This window comes from Paraburkholderia caffeinilytica, from assembly GCF_051027425.1.
Lineage (GTDB): Bacteria > Pseudomonadota > Gammaproteobacteria > Burkholderiales > Burkholderiaceae > Paraburkholderia > Paraburkholderia caffeinilytica_A.
The window spans coordinates 2656401-2674043 of the sequence record NZ_CP186553.1; the positions used below are offsets into that span (position 1 = coordinate 2656401).

Consider the following 17643-nt stretch of genomic DNA (forward strand, 5'->3'; position numbering starts at 1 on the left):
GATGGCAGTTTCGACTTCAAGCGAATCCGGTTACGATTGAATAATCCGGTACGAAAACCGACTTTTTCGTTTCACTATTCAGTCTGTCCGCACGCGTTCATCCGGGTTGTCACTGATCCGTCCGGACTGCATTCACCTTCATCCGCTTCGGGAAGGACAATGAGAGACACCACGCATCTCCCCTCACCTGCTCACGAGCCCGCCGACGACACCCGCGTCCTGCGCGCGCTCAGCGTGCTGGAACAACTTGCGTCCGCCGGACAACCGTCCTCGCTTTCCCAGTTGTCCTCACGTCTGCAGATTCCGAAGGCGACCCTGATGCGCCTGATCGAGTCGCTCGAAGCACGCGGTTACGTCACGCATATGCCAGACTCGCGTGGCGCCGATCGCGCGATTGCGCTCGGACCGCGCGCCGCGCAACTCGCCCTGACCACGTTGGCGAACAGCACGTTTACGCGTGCCTGCCGTTCGCTGCTGCGCACGCTCGTGGAGTCGCTCGGCGAGACCTGCAATCTCACCGTGCTCGACGGCGACACCGTGCTGTACGTCGAACGCGTCGAGACGAGCGAACCCTTGCGTCTGCATACGCAACCGGGCACGCGCGTGCCGCTGCACTGCACCGCCAGCGGCAAGCTGTTTCTGTCGCAGATGAGCGCGGCCGAGCGCGGACTCGTGATCCGGCGCTTGCCGCTCAAATCGATGACGTATCGCACCCTGACCGACATCGACCTGCTCGAAGCGGAACTCGACCGCCTCGCCATGCGCGGCATCGGGGTCGACAACGAGGAGTTCGTGCGCGGGATGGTGGCGGTCGCGGTGCCCGTGCGCAACGTCGAGGATGGCCGTGTGCTCGCGGCGCTGGCCGTGCACTCGCCCACTGCGCGTTCGAGTCTGGAGGATCTGCTGAAAGCGGTACCGAAGCTCAAGGAGATCGCTGTGCGCATCGGACCGCTGCTGCAACCTGCAACGGCGAATACTGCGGCTACGCCCACCGTGGCTGTGTCGAAGTAAAGAGGCTGCAGCGGCGCCCGCCGGTAACGTGCCGTTGCAGTGCAACGGTTGTCGCTCGCGACACCTGCTGCACTGCAAACAGCACGCGTGATACAGGTCTCAATGCGTGTGGGGCCGATATTCCACGAATTCCGGCTCACTCGAAACCGCACTGCGTTTCCGGGCTAGCCATGCATACGCCACGAACAGCACGCCGAGACTCACCACGCCGAGCCACAGCGGTGTGCGCTGGTCCGGTATGAACGCCATCGCCACCAGAATGCCGACCATGCCGACGATCGCGAAACAGGTCAGATACGGATAGCACCACATCCTCACGCGCAACATCTCCGGCGCCTCGCGTTCGAGCCGGGCGCGCAGCTTCAGTTGCGACACGGCGATCAGCACGTAGACGAAAATGGCGACCGTACCGTACGAATTGACGAGGAATGCGAATACCGTGTCGGGCGATACATAAGACATGACGACCGAGACATAGCCGAACAAGGTGCCGATCAGAATCGCGCGAACCGGAACGCCGCGGCGATTGACCCTGGCGAGCGCAGCCGGCGCATCGCCGTGGCGGGTCAGCGCGAACATCATCCGCGAGGCCGCGTAGAGGCCGGAATTGAGCGCGGAGAGCACTGCCGACAACACGATCGCATTCATGACGTTCGCGGCGGCCGGAATACCCATCGCGTCGAGCGCACTCACATACGGTGTCGCCATTTTCGGCGAATCCCACGGCACCAGCGCCACCACGAGCAGGATCGAGCCGACATAGAAAATCAGCACACGGGTAATCACCGAGTTAGTGGCTTTGGCGACCGCCTTGACCGGCTCGTGCGCTTCGGCGGCGGCAATCGTGACGATTTCCGCGCCGAAGTAAAAACCGGTCGCCGCGACGGCGCCGCTCAATACCGGTCCAATCCCTTTCGGCATCAACCCGCCGTGCGAAAGGAGCGTGGGCATCACGGAGGTGGTGTGCATCGACGCGGGCCACAGCCCCAGCACATACAGACCGCCCAGGAACAGAAACACGACGATCGCCGCGACTTTGATGGACGCGAACCAGAATTCGAATTCGCCGTAGCTGCCCACCGAAATCAGGTTGGTCGCGGTCAACACCACCAGCAGCGCGAGACTGATCGCCCACGCCGGCATCTCCGGCAGCCAGAATTGAACCAGTTTCGCGCCGGCCACCGCCTCCACGGCCACGACGATGACCCAGAAATACCAGTACATCCATCCGGTCAGAAAGCCGGCCAGTTTGCCTGGGCCGCGCTTGCCGGCAAAGGCGAGACGCGCGTATTCGTAAAACGAGCCCACTGCCGGCATCGCGCACGCCATTTCGCCGAGCATACGCATGACGAGCACGATCAGACCACCGGTAATCAAAAACGACAGAACCGCCGCCGGGCCGGCCTGCTGGACCACGACGCCGCTGCCGACAAACAGGCCCGCGCCGATCACGCCGCCCAGCGCGATCATGGTCATGTGCCGCTCCTTGAGGCCCGTCTTCAGTTCACTTTGATTCGATACTTGCATGTCACCTCCACATCCTGTTGATGCCGGCGCCGGTCGTGCGGGTTGCGTGCAAAACTGCGCGCATTCCCGGCACCTGGGCGCCGTCAATTCGGATCGAGCGAGGACGCTGGCGCGTCTCGCTGCATCGGGTCTTTTCTTATGATTTAACGCGCAGACGTGTCTGCGCGGCGCAACGCCGTGCACGTGACGCACGGCGACTGGCGAATAACGTGCCGCGGGTGGCGCGGCACGCAGGCCGCGCTCAAGGTTTCTCGTCGCGCCGGAAATACAACTGATAGAGCATCCGTTGGCCGATGCGACGGAACGGTGCGAACGGATGGCCGGGCAGCGGGGACGTGAAGATCGGCAGCGTCTGCTTCGCTCCTTTACCCGCGATCCGTTCGGCGAGCCGGCGACCCGCCTGCTGCGAATATGACACACCGTTGCCGCCATAGCCCAGTGCGTAAAACACCGACTGCTTCGGATCCGGCTGACACACGCGCGGCATCATGTCGTGGCTCACATCCACCCAGCCCCACCACGAATAGTCGATCTGGACGCCGCGCAACGCCGGGAATTTGCGGCCCATTCCTTCGATAAGCAGCTCGTAATGACGTGGATTCGGCGCATCCGCACCGGTGATCGCGCTGCGGCTGCCGATCTGCAACCGGTTATCCGGCAGGAAGCGATAGTAGAAACGCAAGGTGCGCGTGTCGGTGAGCACCTGCGTCGTTCGAAAATTGCAGGCGGCGATTTCCTGCTGCGTGAGCGGACGCGTCACCATCGAATTCGACAGGATCGGCATCACCTTGCTCGTCAGCGAAGGATGAAGGTCCGGCGCCGTGTACGCGCCGGTCGCAATGCCCACGGATCGAGCCCGCACAACGCCGCCCGGCGTACGCAGATGATGAATGCCGTTGACGGTCTCCCAGCCGGTCACCGGACTCGCCGGGTGCACTCTCGCGCCTGCTTCACGCGCCAGCCGCAGATAGCCATACGCGAGTTTCAACGCGTGAATGCCGATACCTTCGGGTTCGTGGAGCGCGCCGGCCGCCTCACTATCGTTGACATACTCGCGACGCAACGTGGCCTGGTCGATGAGTTCGGACGGGTAACCGAAAACGTCTTTCCAGACTTTCGCTTCAGCGGCGAGTTTAGCCATCATGCGCGGCCGGTGCGCAATCAGAAAGTGGCCGCCTGGCTGCGGATCGCAATCGATCTCGGCCACCAGCGACTTGAAGTTGTCGAAGCCTTCCTGGATCTCGTCGTGCATTTTCAACGCGACGTCTTTACCCCAACGCTCGATCCACTGGGAACGCGACAGACGTCCCGACGCATTCTGCCCTTGTCCGCCATTGCGGCTGCTGCAACCCCAACTGGTTTTATTGGCCTCGAGCACCACGGCCTTGATGCCATGCTCGCGCGCGAGACACAGCGCCGTCGCGAGCCCGGTGTACCCTGCGCCGATGATCGCCACGTCCACGTCGATATCTTTCGTGATCGGACCATCGTCGGGCGGCGGCGTGCCGGCGGTCGCGGCCCAATAGGTGGGTGCGTACTGCTTGCCGTGCCCAGGTCCCGGCGAGACTAGCGGGTCGTATCTCGGATCATATTGCGTCGCGCGGTCGCGCGCTGAAGATGGACTTTCGCCGACCCGTGTGATGACACTTTGCTCCATGTGAAGCTCCTCGTCGGCGTCAAACGTTCTGCTTCGGACGTTCCTTGCGGAACGCGCGCTTGACTGCGATCAGACCATCGCGGAACTCGAAAAGATCGCACCCTTCCGCTTCAATGCGCCAGCCTTCCGCATGCGTACCCGTGAACACCCATTCGGACACGCCGCGCTCGCCGATGACGTAGTGACGGCCCTTGCCCCAATGCGCATCCGGAAAGGTCCTGAAGACCGCTTCGAATGCCGCGCGTACTGCGTCGCGACCGACGAAGCGCGCACCGTAGACCTCGCTTCCGCCCGCTGCGTCGAACACACAGTCTTCGGTCATGAAGCCCATCAGCGCATTCGCATCGTGACGATTGAACGCAGCGGAAAATGCAGCGAGCGTATCCGCGGTGACCCTGGATGCGGACGTTTCTGTTGTGGTCATGCATGTCTCCTGCCTGGTTAATTGGGTGAAGCTCTTGAGCTGGCCTAAGCGGCGATCTCTTATGGAAAAGTGTAAGTTTCGTGTCCACGCGACGGTAGGGCCAGTGCGTTGGTTTCGCCTGGTGCAGCGTGTGTTGGGGAGGTGTGAGGCAGTTGCTAGTTCAGCACCTGCGTCTCTTCGAGGCAGCGCCTCACGGTACGCTCGTCTTCATCGCTAAAGCGGCCGATCAGAACGATCGTCGACTCGCCCGCTGCATGCCCCACAAAGGGCGTGATCAGGATGCGGCCACCAACCACATGAAGCTCCTGCGGAGAAGCGTCCTGGTCCAGCCAGACGATGCCCTTCGCTCTCAGTAGCGGAACAGCCAGACCGCGAAACGCGTCCCTGAGTTTTTTCCTGTCGAGACGAAAGTCCGAGCGAAAGGAAAAGCTGCAGATGTCCTGATGATTATCGATCCGCCCGCTCGCCGCGAGAGTCAACCCGCCGGCGCGACGGCGAGGCGCGACACTGGCGTCGAAGATCAGCTCAAGCGGGATAGATCCGCTTACCGATTCAAGCAGAATGGAAGTAGTCGCGAGCGGCAACACCGCCTCTGTCGCCGCCGCTTTTTCCTGCTCGCTCACGAGGTCGGTCTTGGTGAGCACGAGGGCCGTCGCGCCCGCGATCTGCCGACGCACCATATCGCCGACGTACGGGTCGAGCAGGGTTGCGCCGATCCGCTCCGCGTCCACGGCAACGATAATCCCGACCAACCTGAATGCCCGGTCGAGCAAGCCGATCTGCGCGATCTTCACGGGATCGGCAACACCACTGGCTTCGATGATCAACAACTCGGGACGCTCGGGCCGCGCGCCGATCTTCACGAGCGCATCGACAAGGCGTCCGCCGATCGAACAGCAGACGCAACCGTTCTCCAGATTGATCACGTCGTCCGTGCGCTCACGGATCAGCGCGGCATCGATATTGATATCGCCGAAATCGTTGACCAGCACAGCCACTCTGCGCTGCCCTGCATTCGAGAGCACATGGTTAAGCAAGGTGGTCTTGCCGGCGCCGAGATAACCGCCGAGCACGACCAACGGAATGGGTGACCGCACGCTCGCGGCCGCGGTGTCATTCATTTTTTTCCGGCGACTTGAAAACGCGGCCGCCCAGCACCGTGCCCCACACTTCGACGTCTTTCAACTGCTCAGCCGGAACTTCGCTCGGGTCGTCTGCCAGCACCGCGAAGTCCGCGAATTTGCCCACTTCGATACTGCCGATCAGATGGTCCATCCTGAGCGTATAGGCCGCCCCCAGCGTGATCGCGCGCAACGCGTCCGCCACGGGAATGCTCTCGCTCGCGCCCAGCACACGACCGGTGGCAGTCTTGCGCTGCACCGCGCACCAGGCGGTGAACAGCGGACTCAATTGCGTGATCGGCGCATCCGAATGAAAAGCAAAGGGAATGCCCAGCCGCCGCGCCGTGCCTGCCGCGTTCATCCGGTTCGCCCGGTCGGGGCCCATGGTCTGCGCGTAGTGAGCGTCGCCCCAGTAGTAGATATGGTTGGAGAAAAAATTGATGCACAGGCCGAGTTTCGCGGCGCGGGCCAACTGGCTCGCGTCGGCCATTTGACAGTGCTGCAGCGTGTGACGGTGATCGCTGCGCGGACAGGCGTCGAGCATCTTCTCGAGGGCATTCAATACGACCTCGGTGGCTTCATCTCCATTGGTGTGAATATGGAGTTGCAGCCCCGCGCGGTGAAACGGCGTGAACACTTCTTGCAACTGACTCGGAGGAATCAGCCACAATCCGTTCGGCTGCCCGCCGACATAACCCGGCCATTTGAGCCGCGCCGTAAAGCCCTGAATCGACCCGTCGACGATGAATTTAACCGGGCCGAACGTCAATTTTTCCGTGCTGTCGCGAATGGCCGACAGTACTTTTTCGACGCCATTGTCCGGGCTTCGCTGCGGCGCGAACGCGGGCACGATCCTGACCGGATATTGCGGGTCGGCCGTGACTTCACGCAGATTGCGATTACCCAGCGCCGACAGATCGTTGACCAGATCCGTCGCCGTGGTCACGCCGGCGAGTTGTGCGACCTTGCCGAAATTCCAGATCGCCTCTTTCTTTTCACTCGCCGCAATGGAAAGCTGGCTGCCGATCACCTGATACACCGGGAACATCGCCGCAAATTCCTGCAGCTCGCCGGTCGGCTGGCCGTCGCGATCCTTATCGATGCCGTCGATGTCGGTGTCGCCGTCGATACCGGCGAGCGCCAGCATCGCGCTGTTGACGTTCATCAGGTGCACACTCGCGTGCAGCACGACAATGGGCCGGCTCGCAGAAACGGTATCGAGTTCTCTGACCGACAAACGGCTCGCGCCGAAGAAAATCGGATCGAAGCCCCACGCGAGTAGCGGCGTTGCCGCGTCGGTCATGGTGCGTTGCGCTTCACCCAGCCGCTCGATCACTTCGTGCAGCGTTTTCAGGCCTCGCCACAGTTTGCCGTCCGGACCGCGCCGGTCGTAGTAGCCGAGATACACGGCGTCCCACATGGCGCCTTCCATCAGATGGCAATGGCCTTCGACGAGACCCGGCATCAATACATTGTCTTTGAACGTGTCGACAATTTCAGCTTCGCCCCACTGGCTGACCTCCTCCAGATTGCCGACAGAGAGGATTCTGCCGTCTCGCACGGCCACATGCGTGGCGTGCGGCTGGGCCGGATTCATCGTCAAAATCTTTCTGGCGACGAAGACTGTAATGGGACCTCGTTCGATCGAATTCATAAATAGGCGTTGTTTGATTTAGGATGCGGACCGGCCGGTTAGGACAGCGCATGCACCGGCTTGCGCTTCCAACCATAGTTCAGCACGGCGGTCACCGCGATATTGATCACGAGACACAGCAGGCCCAGGTTGAATCCGCCGAGATCGGCATGAAAGATGTAAAGGATGATCGCGAGTATCTGGCCAGTCAGAATACCCGTTGCAACGGCGGCCGGTTTGACGCGAAGCGAAAACAGAATGATCATCACGCCCGGGAAAAACTGGGTCACGCCGTAGTACGCGGTATTGATCAGCGTGAGCATCAGATTCGGCGTCAGCAAGGTCATGACGATCGAGACCAGCAGGTAGATAACAATCACCGTTTTTGCGGTGGCTTTCTGCCTGCTCTCGGGCATCTTCGGCAACAGATTGCGCGTCACGAGCGGACCGATGGCGAGACAGATGCCGGTCAGCACCAACAGACCGGATAGCGCGGCGCCGGCCGCGACCAGACCCAGCAACCAGCCCGGCAGCAAACGGATCGCCGCCGCAAAGAACGCTTCATTCGGCGACGCAAGGTGCAGGTTCTGACTGATCGCATAGTACGAAGCGACGACCAGGAACGGATACATCAGCATGTACAGCGGCATGGCAACCTGAGTGCGCCGGATCGTATCCGGACTCGTGGCCGTGAAGAAAACCTGCACGGCGAACGGCATCACATAGAACCCCAACGACTGAAACAGCATGGTGCTCATCGAAAACGTCAGCTGGCTCGCGTTCATGCTGTTGCTGACGTGCAGGCTCGCGGCATGAAACACTTCCGTGACGCCGGATTCCCACGAGACCGCGAGCCCGGTGATCACAATCGCCACGACCATCAGCACGTCTTTCAGGATCGCAATGTACGCCGATGCCCGCACGCCGGAAATGGCGATGTAGGTAAAGGCCAGCATCGCTGAAATCAGAATCAGATAGAGCGGCTGGAAATTCCAGCCGAGGCCCTTGAACGCGGCAACGAGCCCGGTGAATTGCAACTCGCCCCAAGGCAGCAGAAACAGGATCGCCGATCCGGCAACGATCACCTCCAGCGCGCGGCTGCCGTAATGGCCTTTGAACAGATCGGGCAGCGTAATGGCGTTATACCGTTTCCCCGCTTCCCAGATTTTCGGTCCGATGAAATAGCCGACGGGATACGCCAGCAGGATATAACCCAGGAACCAGACCCCGTACGTTGGCCCCTTGGCATAGATGCCGCCTGGAAAGCCGACCATCGTGCCGATGCTGTAGATTTCGCCCGCAGCGAGGAAGAAAACCAGATACGCGCCGAACTGCCGGGACGCGACGAAGAAGTCATGCACGCTTTGCGCGCCATGCCCCTTTTTGGACCGTATCGCGAGATACAGCGAAAAGAGAATCAAACCGAGAAAGACAACGGTGGACATCCGGGCTCTCCTGCTGCTTCAGTGGGTTTGCGAAGATGCATCGTCCGCGCGGCGATCGAACAGACGCCAGCACACCTGCAGGCAGAGCGACGTCAGGACGAACCACGCGAAGATCCACGCGTAAATGAACGGCACGCCCAGGACATATCTATCCACCGAAGCGACCCAGGGCAGCAGGCCTATCACGCCGATATACGGGATGCCGATCCCAATCAGGAACTTGAGCATGAAGTCTCCGTCTGCTTTTTGTGAGCGATGAAATCATGTCTGCCGACTCCGTCCGCCATTCAAAGACCGCGCCCGGTGGCGAAGGTCCGCGGCGAGCGGATGTGGCATGACAGCCATAGCAGACGATTTCAGTATCGGTGGCCGAAAATGCGCCTGACTAGTACCAGCGATAATAAATCGCCTGGTCCACATGAGGGACAGAGCCGGGCATTGCACCCGTTTGCCCGGACGTGGCAACGTCATTTTTACGCGTTTTTATGTGACCAGGGCGATCAGCCCGGAACAGAGCGGCAAAGCGCTCATGAGGTGTTCGAGCCCGATGGACGCCTTCCTTGCGTGGGGCTGGGTGCGCAAATCGCCCGCCACGCGGGCGGTGACCGTCACAGCGCTCGGCTGGGACGGACTCAAGGAACACTTCGACATCGCGCGAGAGGCTTGCGAACCGGCCTGAAGGTCTCAGGCCGCGCAGCGATCCGGGCGGCGCTCGACAAAACGCCTCACGTAATCATCCGCCGGGCGCGTCAGAATCTCGTTGGGCGTCCCCTCCTGCACCAGTTTTCCGTCGCGCAGGATCGCGATGCGGTTGCCGATCCGCAATGCTTCATCGAGATCGTGCGTGATGAACACGATGGTCTTCTTCAGCGTAACCTGCAATTGCAGCAACTGGTCCTGCATTTCCGTGCGAATCAACGGATCGAGCGCGGAGAAGGCTTCGTCCATCAACAGCACGTCCGTATCCGCCGCAAGCGCGCGCGCCAACCCGACACGCTGACGCATGCCGCCGGATAACTCGTCCGGATAGTGTTCGTCGTAACCGTTCAGACCTACCTTGCCGAGCCAGACACGGGCTTTTTCATTGGCCTCCGACTTGCTCTCGCCACGCACACGCAGTGCATACGCTGTATTGTCGAGTACGGTCTGGTGCGGCAACAGTCCGAAATTCTGGAACACCATGCTGACCTTGTAGCGGCGCAGGTCACGCAAACCTTGTGCACCGAGCTTGATGACGTCCGAGCCGTCGATCACGATCTCGCCCGACGTCGGCTCGATCAGCCGGTTGAAATGCCGTACCAGGGTCGACTTTCCTGAACCGGACAAGCCCATGATCACGAAAATTTCACCCGCACCGATATTCAGGCTGACATCGTTCAGACCGACATTGCAACCGGTTTGGGCCAGCACATCGGCCTTGCCCTTGCCGCTTCGCAACAGGTCGAGCACGCGCGCATGACTGGTCGGCGGCCCGAAAAGCTTGTACACGTGGTTGACTTCAATCGCTGCCATGTCGCTCTCCTCGCTTTTTCCTGCTTTTTCCCGTCATTTGGCCGTGCGGGTTTCGAGCCCGCCTTCAGCCGCCGATGTTTCGTCCGTATTCGTGCTGCTCACACGATAAGGAATGCGCGAAGCCGCCCGGGCCTTTCTGCGCTGCGCTAATACCCGTCGCGCACGGCGGTCCTGCCCATAGCCCTGGCTGATACGGTCGATCACGATGGCGAGAATCACGATGGCAATACCCGCCTGCATCCCCTTGCCGACATCGAGTGTCTGAATGCCGGCGAGTACATCCTCGCCGAGGCCGCGGGAACCGATCATCGAGGCGATCACCACCATCGAAAGCGCCATCATCGTCGTCTGGTTGATGCCGGCCATGATGCTGGGCCGGGCCAGCGGCATCTGCACGTTGATCAGCAGCTGCCAGCGCGTCGTGCCGAATGCGCGCGCCGCCTCGACCACCTCGCTGTCCACGTGACGAATGCCGAGATCGGTCAGGCGAATCAGCGGCGGCAGTGCATAGATGATCGTGGCGAAAATCGCCGGCACCTTGCCGAGGCCGAACAGCATCAGCACCGGAATCAGATAGACGAAGCTGGGCAGCGTTTGCATGACGTCGAGCGTCGGCAACAGGACCCGCCGCAGCCATGCGCTGCGCGAGGTCAGGATGCCGAGCGGCACGCCTAGCGAAACCGACAGCACCGTTGCCACCAGCATCAACGCGAGGGTCTGCATCAGCTTTTCCCACAGGCCAAAGCAACCGATCGCGTAGAGCAGCAGCATGAAGAAGCCGGCAATGCTCAGGCGCCGCGTCGCATTCCACGTCACCACACCGACCGCCAGCAGGATCAGCCACGGCGGTAAGGCACGCAGTGCGCCTTCGAGCGGGACGAGCACGTAACGCAAGAGCGCAATGCTGAACTGGTGAAAGCTGTCGCCGTAGCGGGTCACGAACGATTGCACGGCGTCGTTCACCCAGTCGGCAATCGAAAGATGCAGAAAAAACGAATGCATGATCAAACCTCCCCTGCAGGTGGGCAGCAGGCTGCACGAACCTGCTGTCCGGCACGAAGCCGCAGGACCTCGTGCCGTCGAAATCTGCCTGACGTTGCCGCCTGTCAGGCGCCAGCAAGTCCGGCCTGCACCTTCGACGCAACGTCGGCAGGCACCCATTGCTTCCACATTTCCGGATGCTCGCGCAGGAATTGCGTGGCCATGGCCGAGCCGTCGAGTTTCTTCGTGCTCATTTCGAGGATCGTGCTGTTGAGGAAGTCCATCGGAAACTTGACCTTGCCGAGCATCGACACGAGTTGCGGGTCGGCATCGTAGAACGGAGTGGACACGCCTACCGTGACATGCGAGACCATGTACGAGGAGGCGCATTGCGAAGTACTGCTTTCATCACGCAAGGTCTTCCAGCACGCGTCGTTATAGGCGGGCATTTTCAGTTCGACAAATCTGTACTTCGCCATCAGCGCAGCCGGGCCCCAGTAATAGAACACAATCGGCGCGCCGCGCTGGTACGCGGAAGCGATAGCGGCATCGAGCGCGGCGCCGGTGCCTGGGTGGAAGTTGGTGTAGCTCGCATCGAGATTCAGCACCTTCAGCAAACGTGTGTTGACCCGTTCGCAATCCCAACCCGTCGGGCAGTTGAGAAAGCGGCCCTTGTCCGGTTCCTCGTCGTCGGCGAATACGCTCTTGTACTTTGGCAGGTCGGTCACCGAAACGAGGCCTGCGGCGACTGGCTTGATACCACGTTTGGGATCGCCCTTCACCACGTATTCGGGTACGAACCAGCCTTCCTTCGTGCCGCCGGGCAAGGTGTCGCCGACCAGTTTGACGCTGCCCGAGGCCACGGCTTTCGCGGTGATCTCGCTGCGTCCGGTCCATTGTTCGGCCCACACCTGCACGTCGTTGTGCGCGAGCGCGGTTTCAGTCGCCGCCGTACTGCCTGGCACGACATCCGTCTTGCAGCCGTAGCCCTTCTCCAGAATCTGCCGCAACACCTCGGTCGCGAAAGAGCCGCTTTCCCACGTAATGCCCGCGAAATGCACTGTCTTGCCCTGCGCGCACCAGCTATCCGCTGCGTGCGCGCTAACACCGGTCAAAGCCATGGCGGCGGCGCACAACACCGCCCGAAGTTGTCTGAATTGCATTGTCGATCACCCTTGGAGCGTTGAATTGCATTGAGCCGGCATGCACGAGGGGCTGAACCTCTGCCTCACATGCCGGTGAGGACACGCCATGTGCTCAGGCGAGCAGACGCTTCTCGAACGGATAGTCGGACAGCAGTTCCACGCGGCCGTCGTCGCGCACATACACCTGCTCTTCGAGCTTGACACCTTCACCGCCGTCTTCATGACCGATATAGCTTTCGATGCACAGCGTCATGCCAGGCTCGATTACACCGTCATAGCCCTTTGCGTCGTTGTCCTCGCGATGGACGATGTACGGATACTCGCCAGTCATGCCGACGCCGTGCGCGAGCGCGAAATAGCGGCGCGCCTGGTACGGGCCGGGAATCTTCCAGGCCTTCGCGATGAACTCCTGGAAGGTCGTGCCTGCGCGCACGTTCTCCATGTTCGAATGGACCTGTTCGTAGGCGAGTTTGTAGAGCGTTTTCTGTGCTGTCGTGGCGGGAGCATCGCCGCACAGGAACGTGCGCGAGAAGTCCGCGTAATAGCCGAAACGCCCCACAACGTCCGTATCGAGCCCGACCAGCTCGCCGGCCTGGATCTTGCGCGGACTGCTCTCCTGAAACCACGGATTGGTGCGCGGCCCCGAGCTGATCAGCCGTGTCTCCACGTAGTCGCCGTCCGTTTCGATGATGTGCTTGTGCAGATGCGACCAGAGTTCGTTTTCGCTGATGCCGGGCACAAGGGCCGCTTCCAGCTTCCGCACGCCCTCTTCGGCGGCACGCAACGATGAGCGGATCATCTTGATCTCGTTGGGCACCTTGATCGAGCGCGCCCGTTCGAGCGGTTCCTGTGCGTCGCTGATCTGATAGCCGCGCGCCTGCAATGCAAAGGCCGCCGCCGACGTCGCGCTCTCGATGGCGATGCGCTTGCCGCCGCCGCTCTGTTTGACCAGTTCGTCGATTTCATCGGCCCAGCGTTCGGTGACGCGGCCCAGCATGTCGTCGCAGAAGTAGTAGGAAATCGCGGTAGCGGGCCGCACTTCGTCGACGGTATCGAGTCCGTCGGCGAGAAAATCACAGCCCGCGTATTCGAACAGCACGACCTTGCCTTCGGCCGGCACGAACAGATAGCGCGCCGGATTGCGCATCGAATAGACCTGCATGTTGCGCGAGCCGGTCGCATAGCGCATATGCGTGGGATCGAACAGGATCGCGGCGGTCAGATCGCGTTTCTTCAGTTCGCGGCGCACGGCGGCAAGCCGGTCACGCTGGATCTGCGCGATTTCTTCCGCGGTCGGTTCGCAATCTTCCGGACGGTGAGTCGGGCGAATAATCGTCATGTTTTTGAAGGGGACGTGGGATGGTTTTAGAAAAACAACTTCAATCGACCAGGTTGTCGGCGCGCACGAGGCGCTGCTCGGCTTCCAGATGCATTTCGGACACGCGTCCATACAGTTGGCGCGTGCGTTCGAGCCGGCCGATCACGCCGGGCTTCTGCGAGTACGCGAAGATCGCCGTATGCCGGTCGATTCCACCCCGCACCTGCGTGACGCGGTGCAGCGAAAAGCGTCCTTTGAACAGTTGCAGATCGCCGGGCTGCAACGTGATCACGTTGACCGGCGCGCGCGTCTCGCCACGCACCACGCTGCCCACGCCGCCATAGTTCTCGCCTTGGGGCGAACGGATATTCGGGCAATACTCGAAATCGCCGCCCGCTTCCGGCTGTTGCGTCATCATCGAGACGATGAATTCGTTGGTGTCGTAATGCCACGGCTGTTCGGTGCCTGGCGGCATGACGTTTTGGACCAGTCCGGCATAGGGGTCCGCGTATTCCCAGACACGCGCCTCGCCGAGACAGGCGGCCACGAAGCGTTTCATCGCCTGGGCCACATAGATGCGGTGCACGATCGCGTCGGCGGGAATGACATCGCGGGTGACGAAGCCGCTGGTGCGGTCCATGAAGACGCGGCGCGGATCGTCGGCGGGCAGCGACGGGTCGTCCGCCGTGAAGTAAGCGTTGACCTTACGAGTTGAAAAGTAGGTCTTGGCCGCCAGCGCCACGCCTTCGGCCCGCGCCTGCGAGAGCGCCTCGGGCCGCAGGAAGCCGTGCAGTACGGCGCTCCCGTTGCCCGCCAGGTGGGCGCGGCAGCTCGCAATCAGCTCGCGCATACGGGGATGGTCCGGATCGTGCAAGGGATAGCGCCCGGTATCGACGATGTCGCTCAGATCGTTGCATTCGGCATCGGCAAGAGGAAGACTGACTGCCACGGCGGGACTCCAGATTAGGGGTTCGGACTGATTTGTGACGCGAATTGTTTTCGACAACAATCACCTCACTGACGCCCCCATGTTTTGATCGCCAAATTTCTTTGGAAAGCGAGTAATTCCGATGGCTTCCATCAGCGGACCCGATTGGTCGAAACTGAGTTCTCTGGACCCCGAACTGGTGCGGGCATTCGTTACCGTGGTCGACAGCGGCGGGTTTACCGCGGCGGCCAAACTGCTGCACCGCACACAGTCGACCATCAGCCTGCGGATCCGCACGCTGGAGGAACGCCTGGAAACGCATATGTTTCTGCGTAACAGCCGGCGGCTGGCTTTGTCGCGCGATGGCGAGAATTTCCTGATTCACGCCCGGCGGATTATTCAGGTGCAGAACGAGGCGATTGCCGCATTGAACCGGAGTCATAGTGACGGCGTGATCCGGTTTGGGCTGCCTGAGGACTATGCGGAGTTGTGGCTGCCCGAGTTGCTCAAGAAGTTTTATGCGCTGAGGCCGGGCGCGCGGCCGCACATTCATTGCCGGATGTCGCTGGAGTTGCTGGAGCGGTTGCAGGCTGGGGAACTGGATCTGGCCTTAGTGGTGCGGCATGGGTCGCAGACCAGTGGGCGGCATCTCGGGCGCGAGGAAGTGGTGTGGGCGGCGCATCGGGATTTTGTTCTGGAGCCTGGTGCTCCTGTGCCGCTGGCTTTGTTTCCTGAGACTTGCTGTTATCGGCAACGGGGGCTTGAGGCGCTTGCCGCGCTTGAGCGGCAGTATCAGGTGGTTTATACCAGTCAGAGTCCTACTGGGATTAAGGTTGCCGTTAATCATGGGGCGGCTGTCACTATTATTGATCGGTGTACGTTGCCTGATAACTGGCGGGTGCTGGGGGTTCGGGATGGGTTGCCGGTTTTGCCTCCGGCGGATCTGGAGTTGCATCGGGCTTCTGTTAATCGGGATCCTGCTGTGGATGTGCTTGCTGCTTTGATTGAGGAGATGGTGGAGGAAAGGAGGAATGTTGTTGTTGCTGTTTAGTTTTAGCTTCGCTTGGGGTTGGGTTTTTTTTGTGGTTTTTGGGGGTTCTTGATTTGGGTTTTTGGCCTTTCCTTGAATTGTTATTGGTTTATTAGCGTTTGCCCCTGTGCGGGGCGGCACTTACTTTCTTTGCCGCCGCAAAGAAAGATAAGCAAAGAAAGCGGCTCACACCGCTAGCTCTTAAGCGGGGCCCCCGCGCAGTCGCGGTAGTGGTGCATCTGGAATCCGTGCCCTCGCGCACTCCGCCATGGTGACAAGGCCGTCATGCTTCCGGCGGCGCTCCGCGCGCCGAAGCGTACTTCGAAAACCATCTGTCTCGTCCACTCTTCTCACTTCGTCCGGTTTCGTCTGGTCGCGCCTCGCCTCGCGTTGAGCCGGGTTGCCTTGCTTCGCCTTGCGTTGGTTTGGTCGGGTTTGTCTCGCCATTGTTTTTTCGATCTTCAAGTGAATCATTCGGATAGCAAATTTTCTGGAATGCGGTTGTCACGTCTCCTGCGCCTGCTCCATCGGTGTTTCCGATTGATGCCATCAGAATTCCTCGCTTTGCAAAAAGTATTGGCCGGAAAATCATGCGTCGGCCACCTGCCCATTACATTCCGGAGATCTTATGAACAAGAAAGTCATCGTCCTCGCGCTGCTAGGCGCCGCGTCCCCCGCTTTTGCACAGAGCAGCGTGACGCTCTATGGGGTCATCGATGAGGGAATCGACTACACCAATAATGTCGGGCACGGTAGCGTCGTGGAACTCGCCAGCGGCTACGCTCAAGGCAGCCGCTGGGGCATGAAAGGCTCGGAAGATCTCGGCGGTGGTCTTAAAGCAATCTTTCAACTCGAAAATGGCTTCGATCTGAATTCCGGCAAGCTCAATCAGGGCGGTCGCATGTTCGGCAGGCAAGCCTATGTGGGGCTGAGCAGCGATCGTTTCGGTACCGTTACGCTAGGCCGTCAATATGACTCGGTGGTCGACTATCTCGCGCAAACCACCGCCAACGGCAATTGGGCCGGCTATCTGTTTGCGCACCCCTACGATAACGACAATACCGATAACTCGTTCCGCGTCGATAACACCATCAAATACGCCAGCCCGGATATCTCAGGGTTCCAGTTCGGTGGCACGTACAGCTTCAGCAACGATACGAATTTCGCCAACAATCGTCAGTACAGCTTCGGTGCTCAATACGCAAACGGCGGTCTGCTGGTCGCAGCGGCCTATTTGCAAGCGAATAATCCCGGCGTGGGTTCGAACGGTGCAATCACCGCGAACGATGCAAGCTTCATCGCCGGACGCATGCGCGTGTTCGGCGGCGGTATCAACTACACGTTCGGCTCAGCGACCGTCGGCTTCGCGTATACCAACTCCAATTACAAAGACCCCACCGGAAACGGCTATATCGGCATCCCGCTCGCCGCGACCGGCGTCCTGCTGAATACGCTGAAATACCAGAACTTCGAAGTGAACGGCAAATACCAGATCACACCCGCATTCTTCGTCGGGGCGCAGTATGTCTACACGATGGAGACCTACGATGCCTCGACAGGCAGCGTGAAACCCAAGATCCACTCGGTCGGCCTGATGGCGGACTACAACCTGTCCAAACGCACGGACGTCTACATTCAGGGCGAGTATCAGAAGGTCGCCGGCAGTTCGACCAACTCGATTCTCGACGATGCCTTCATCCCCGGCACCCAGTCTCCCTCATCGACGCAAAATCAGGTCGTGGCGCGCGTGGCACTTCGCCATAAGTTCTAAAAGGCGCGTCGCCGCGCGCCTCGCTTCAACCCGATCACTCAAGCTCTACCCGGACTGCGCGGCTCGCCTCGCAGTCCGCTGCCAACTCAGCCAACTTGACTCCCGGCATATGCGAAGGTAACCTACGAAGGTAACCTTCA

16 protein-coding genes are annotated in these 17643 nt (G+C 60.6%); 4 read left to right on the plus strand and 12 right to left on the minus strand.

Features of this window, described 5'->3' with window-relative positions; genetic code table 11:
• The first annotated feature begins 159 nt into the window (after positions 1 to 159).
• Positions 160 to 1011 (plus strand): IclR family transcriptional regulator, encoded by an 852-nt coding sequence (locus tag ACOSV0_RS32235; RefSeq protein ID WP_434111519.1) that lies wholly within the window; start codon positions 160 to 162, stop codon positions 1009 to 1011.
• Between the two features lie 99 nt (positions 1012 to 1110).
• Here the strand turns inward: ACOSV0_RS32235 and ACOSV0_RS32240 are convergent, their stop codons facing one another.
• From ACOSV0_RS32240 to ACOSV0_RS32270, 7 genes are all read right to left on the minus strand, one after another.
• Positions 1111 to 2538 (minus strand): amino acid permease, encoded by a 1428-nt coding sequence (locus ACOSV0_RS32240; RefSeq protein WP_434111521.1) that lies wholly within the window; start codon positions 2536 to 2538, stop codon positions 1111 to 1113.
• A gap of 241 nt (positions 2539 to 2779) precedes the next feature.
• A complete protein-coding gene (locus ACOSV0_RS32245; protein ID WP_434111523.1) occupies positions 2780 to 4195 on the minus strand; it encodes an NAD(P)/FAD-dependent oxidoreductase in 1416 nt (471 codons plus the stop codon).
• 19 nt (positions 4196 to 4214) lie between these two features.
• A complete protein-coding gene (locus tag ACOSV0_RS32250) occupies positions 4215 to 4619 on the minus strand; it encodes a nuclear transport factor 2 family protein (RefSeq protein WP_434111525.1) in 405 nt (134 codons plus the stop codon).
• A gap of 155 nt (positions 4620 to 4774) precedes the next feature.
• Entirely contained in the window at positions 4775 to 5740 is a 966-nt protein-coding gene (locus ACOSV0_RS32255; protein ID WP_434111526.1) for a CobW family GTP-binding protein, read from the minus strand.
• A complete protein-coding gene (locus tag ACOSV0_RS32260) occupies positions 5733 to 7394 on the minus strand; it encodes an amidohydrolase (protein ID WP_434111528.1) in 1662 nt (553 codons plus the stop codon). Before ACOSV0_RS32260 ends, ACOSV0_RS32255 begins: the two co-directional genes overlap by 8 nt.
• A 38-nt stretch (positions 7395 to 7432) precedes the next feature.
• On the minus strand, positions 7433 to 8818 hold the full coding sequence (locus ACOSV0_RS32265) for a sodium:solute symporter family protein (protein ID WP_434111530.1): 1386 nt from the start codon (positions 8816 to 8818) through the stop codon (positions 7433 to 7435).
• 18 nt (positions 8819 to 8836) lie between these two features.
• Positions 8837 to 9046, minus strand: coding sequence for a DUF3311 domain-containing protein (locus ACOSV0_RS32270; RefSeq protein WP_434111531.1), 210 nt, complete (start codon positions 9044 to 9046; stop codon positions 8837 to 8839).
• Between the two features lie 319 nt (positions 9047 to 9365).
• Here ACOSV0_RS32270 and ACOSV0_RS32275 point away from each other — a divergent pair, with 319 nt between their 5' ends.
• Positions 9366 to 9497, plus strand: a complete 132-nt coding sequence (locus ACOSV0_RS32275) for a hypothetical protein (protein WP_434111532.1) — start codon at positions 9366 to 9368, stop codon at positions 9495 to 9497.
• 5 nt (positions 9498 to 9502) lie between these two features.
• Here ACOSV0_RS32275 and ACOSV0_RS32280 read toward each other — a convergent pair whose 3' ends face one another.
• The 5 genes from ACOSV0_RS32280 to ACOSV0_RS32300 form a co-directional block, all read right to left on the minus strand.
• Complete coding sequence (locus ACOSV0_RS32280; RefSeq protein ID WP_434111534.1) at positions 9503 to 10330, minus strand: quaternary amine ABC transporter ATP-binding protein; 828 nt, start codon at positions 10328 to 10330, stop codon at positions 9503 to 9505.
• A 33-nt stretch (positions 10331 to 10363) separates the two neighbouring features.
• Positions 10364 to 11332, minus strand: a complete 969-nt coding sequence (locus ACOSV0_RS32285; protein ID WP_434111536.1) for an ABC transporter permease — start codon at positions 11330 to 11332, stop codon at positions 10364 to 10366.
• 104 nt (positions 11333 to 11436) lie between these two features.
• On the minus strand, positions 11437 to 12474 hold the full coding sequence (locus ACOSV0_RS32290; protein ID WP_434111538.1) for an ABC transporter substrate-binding protein: 1038 nt from the start codon (positions 12472 to 12474) through the stop codon (positions 11437 to 11439).
• A 94-nt stretch (positions 12475 to 12568) separates the two neighbouring features.
• Positions 12569 to 13795: a M24 family metallopeptidase gene (locus ACOSV0_RS32295; protein ID WP_434111539.1), complete on the minus strand. Its 1227-nt coding sequence runs from the start codon at positions 13793 to 13795 to the stop codon at positions 12569 to 12571.
• 40 nt (positions 13796 to 13835) lie between these two features.
• Positions 13836 to 14723, minus strand: a complete 888-nt coding sequence (locus ACOSV0_RS32300) for a HalD/BesD family halogenase (RefSeq protein WP_434111541.1) — start codon at positions 14721 to 14723, stop codon at positions 13836 to 13838.
• 121 nt (positions 14724 to 14844) lie between these two features.
• Here ACOSV0_RS32300 and ACOSV0_RS32305 point away from each other — a divergent pair, with 121 nt between their 5' ends.
• Together ACOSV0_RS32305 and ACOSV0_RS32310 are read left to right on the plus strand one after the other, a co-directional pair.
• Positions 14845 to 15753, plus strand: coding sequence for a LysR substrate-binding domain-containing protein (locus ACOSV0_RS32305; protein ID WP_434111543.1), 909 nt, complete (start codon positions 14845 to 14847; stop codon positions 15751 to 15753).
• 607 nt (positions 15754 to 16360) lie between these two features.
• Positions 16361 to 17503 (plus strand): porin, encoded by a 1143-nt coding sequence (locus ACOSV0_RS32310; RefSeq protein ID WP_434111545.1) that lies wholly within the window; start codon positions 16361 to 16363, stop codon positions 17501 to 17503.
• Positions 17504 to 17643: the final 140 nt, after the last annotated feature.

Coding starts and splice junctions, on each gene's coding strand:
- ACOSV0_RS32260 (WP_434111528.1), bottom strand. CDS start 7,394: ATGAATTCGATCGAACGAGGTCCCATTACAGTCTTCGTCGCCAGAAAG.
- ACOSV0_RS32280 (WP_434111534.1), bottom strand. CDS start 10,330: ATGGCAGCGATTGAAGTCAACCACGTGTACAAGCTTTTCGGGCCGCCG.
- ACOSV0_RS32245 (WP_434111523.1), bottom strand. CDS start 4,195: ATGGAGCAAAGTGTCATCACACGGGTCGGCGAAAGTCCATCTTCAGCG.
- ACOSV0_RS32295 (WP_434111539.1), bottom strand. CDS start 13,795: ATGACGATTATTCGCCCGACTCACCGTCCGGAAGATTGCGAACCGACC.
- ACOSV0_RS32240 (WP_434111521.1), bottom strand. CDS start 2,538: ATGCAAGTATCGAATCAAAGTGAACTGAAGACGGGCCTCAAGGAGCGG.
- ACOSV0_RS32250 (WP_434111525.1), bottom strand. CDS start 4,619: ATGACCACAACAGAAACGTCCGCATCCAGGGTCACCGCGGATACGCTC.
- ACOSV0_RS32290 (WP_434111538.1), bottom strand. CDS start 12,474: ATGCAATTCAGACAACTTCGGGCGGTGTTGTGCGCCGCCGCCATGGCT.
- ACOSV0_RS32310 (WP_434111545.1), top strand. CDS start 16,361: ATGAACAAGAAAGTCATCGTCCTCGCGCTGCTAGGCGCCGCGTCCCCC.
- ACOSV0_RS32265 (WP_434111530.1), bottom strand. CDS start 8,818: ATGTCCACCGTTGTCTTTCTCGGTTTGATTCTCTTTTCGCTGTATCTC.
- ACOSV0_RS32305 (WP_434111543.1), top strand. CDS start 14,845: ATGGCTTCCATCAGCGGACCCGATTGGTCGAAACTGAGTTCTCTGGAC.
- ACOSV0_RS32285 (WP_434111536.1), bottom strand. CDS start 11,332: ATGCATTCGTTTTTTCTGCATCTTTCGATTGCCGACTGGGTGAACGAC.
- ACOSV0_RS32270 (WP_434111531.1), bottom strand. CDS start 9,046: ATGCTCAAGTTCCTGATTGGGATCGGCATCCCGTATATCGGCGTGATA.
- ACOSV0_RS32275 (WP_434111532.1), top strand. CDS start 9,366: ATGGACGCCTTCCTTGCGTGGGGCTGGGTGCGCAAATCGCCCGCCACG.
- ACOSV0_RS32255 (WP_434111526.1), bottom strand. CDS start 5,740: ATGAATGACACCGCGGCCGCGAGCGTGCGGTCACCCATTCCGTTGGTC.
- ACOSV0_RS32235 (WP_434111519.1), top strand. CDS start 160: ATGAGAGACACCACGCATCTCCCCTCACCTGCTCACGAGCCCGCCGAC.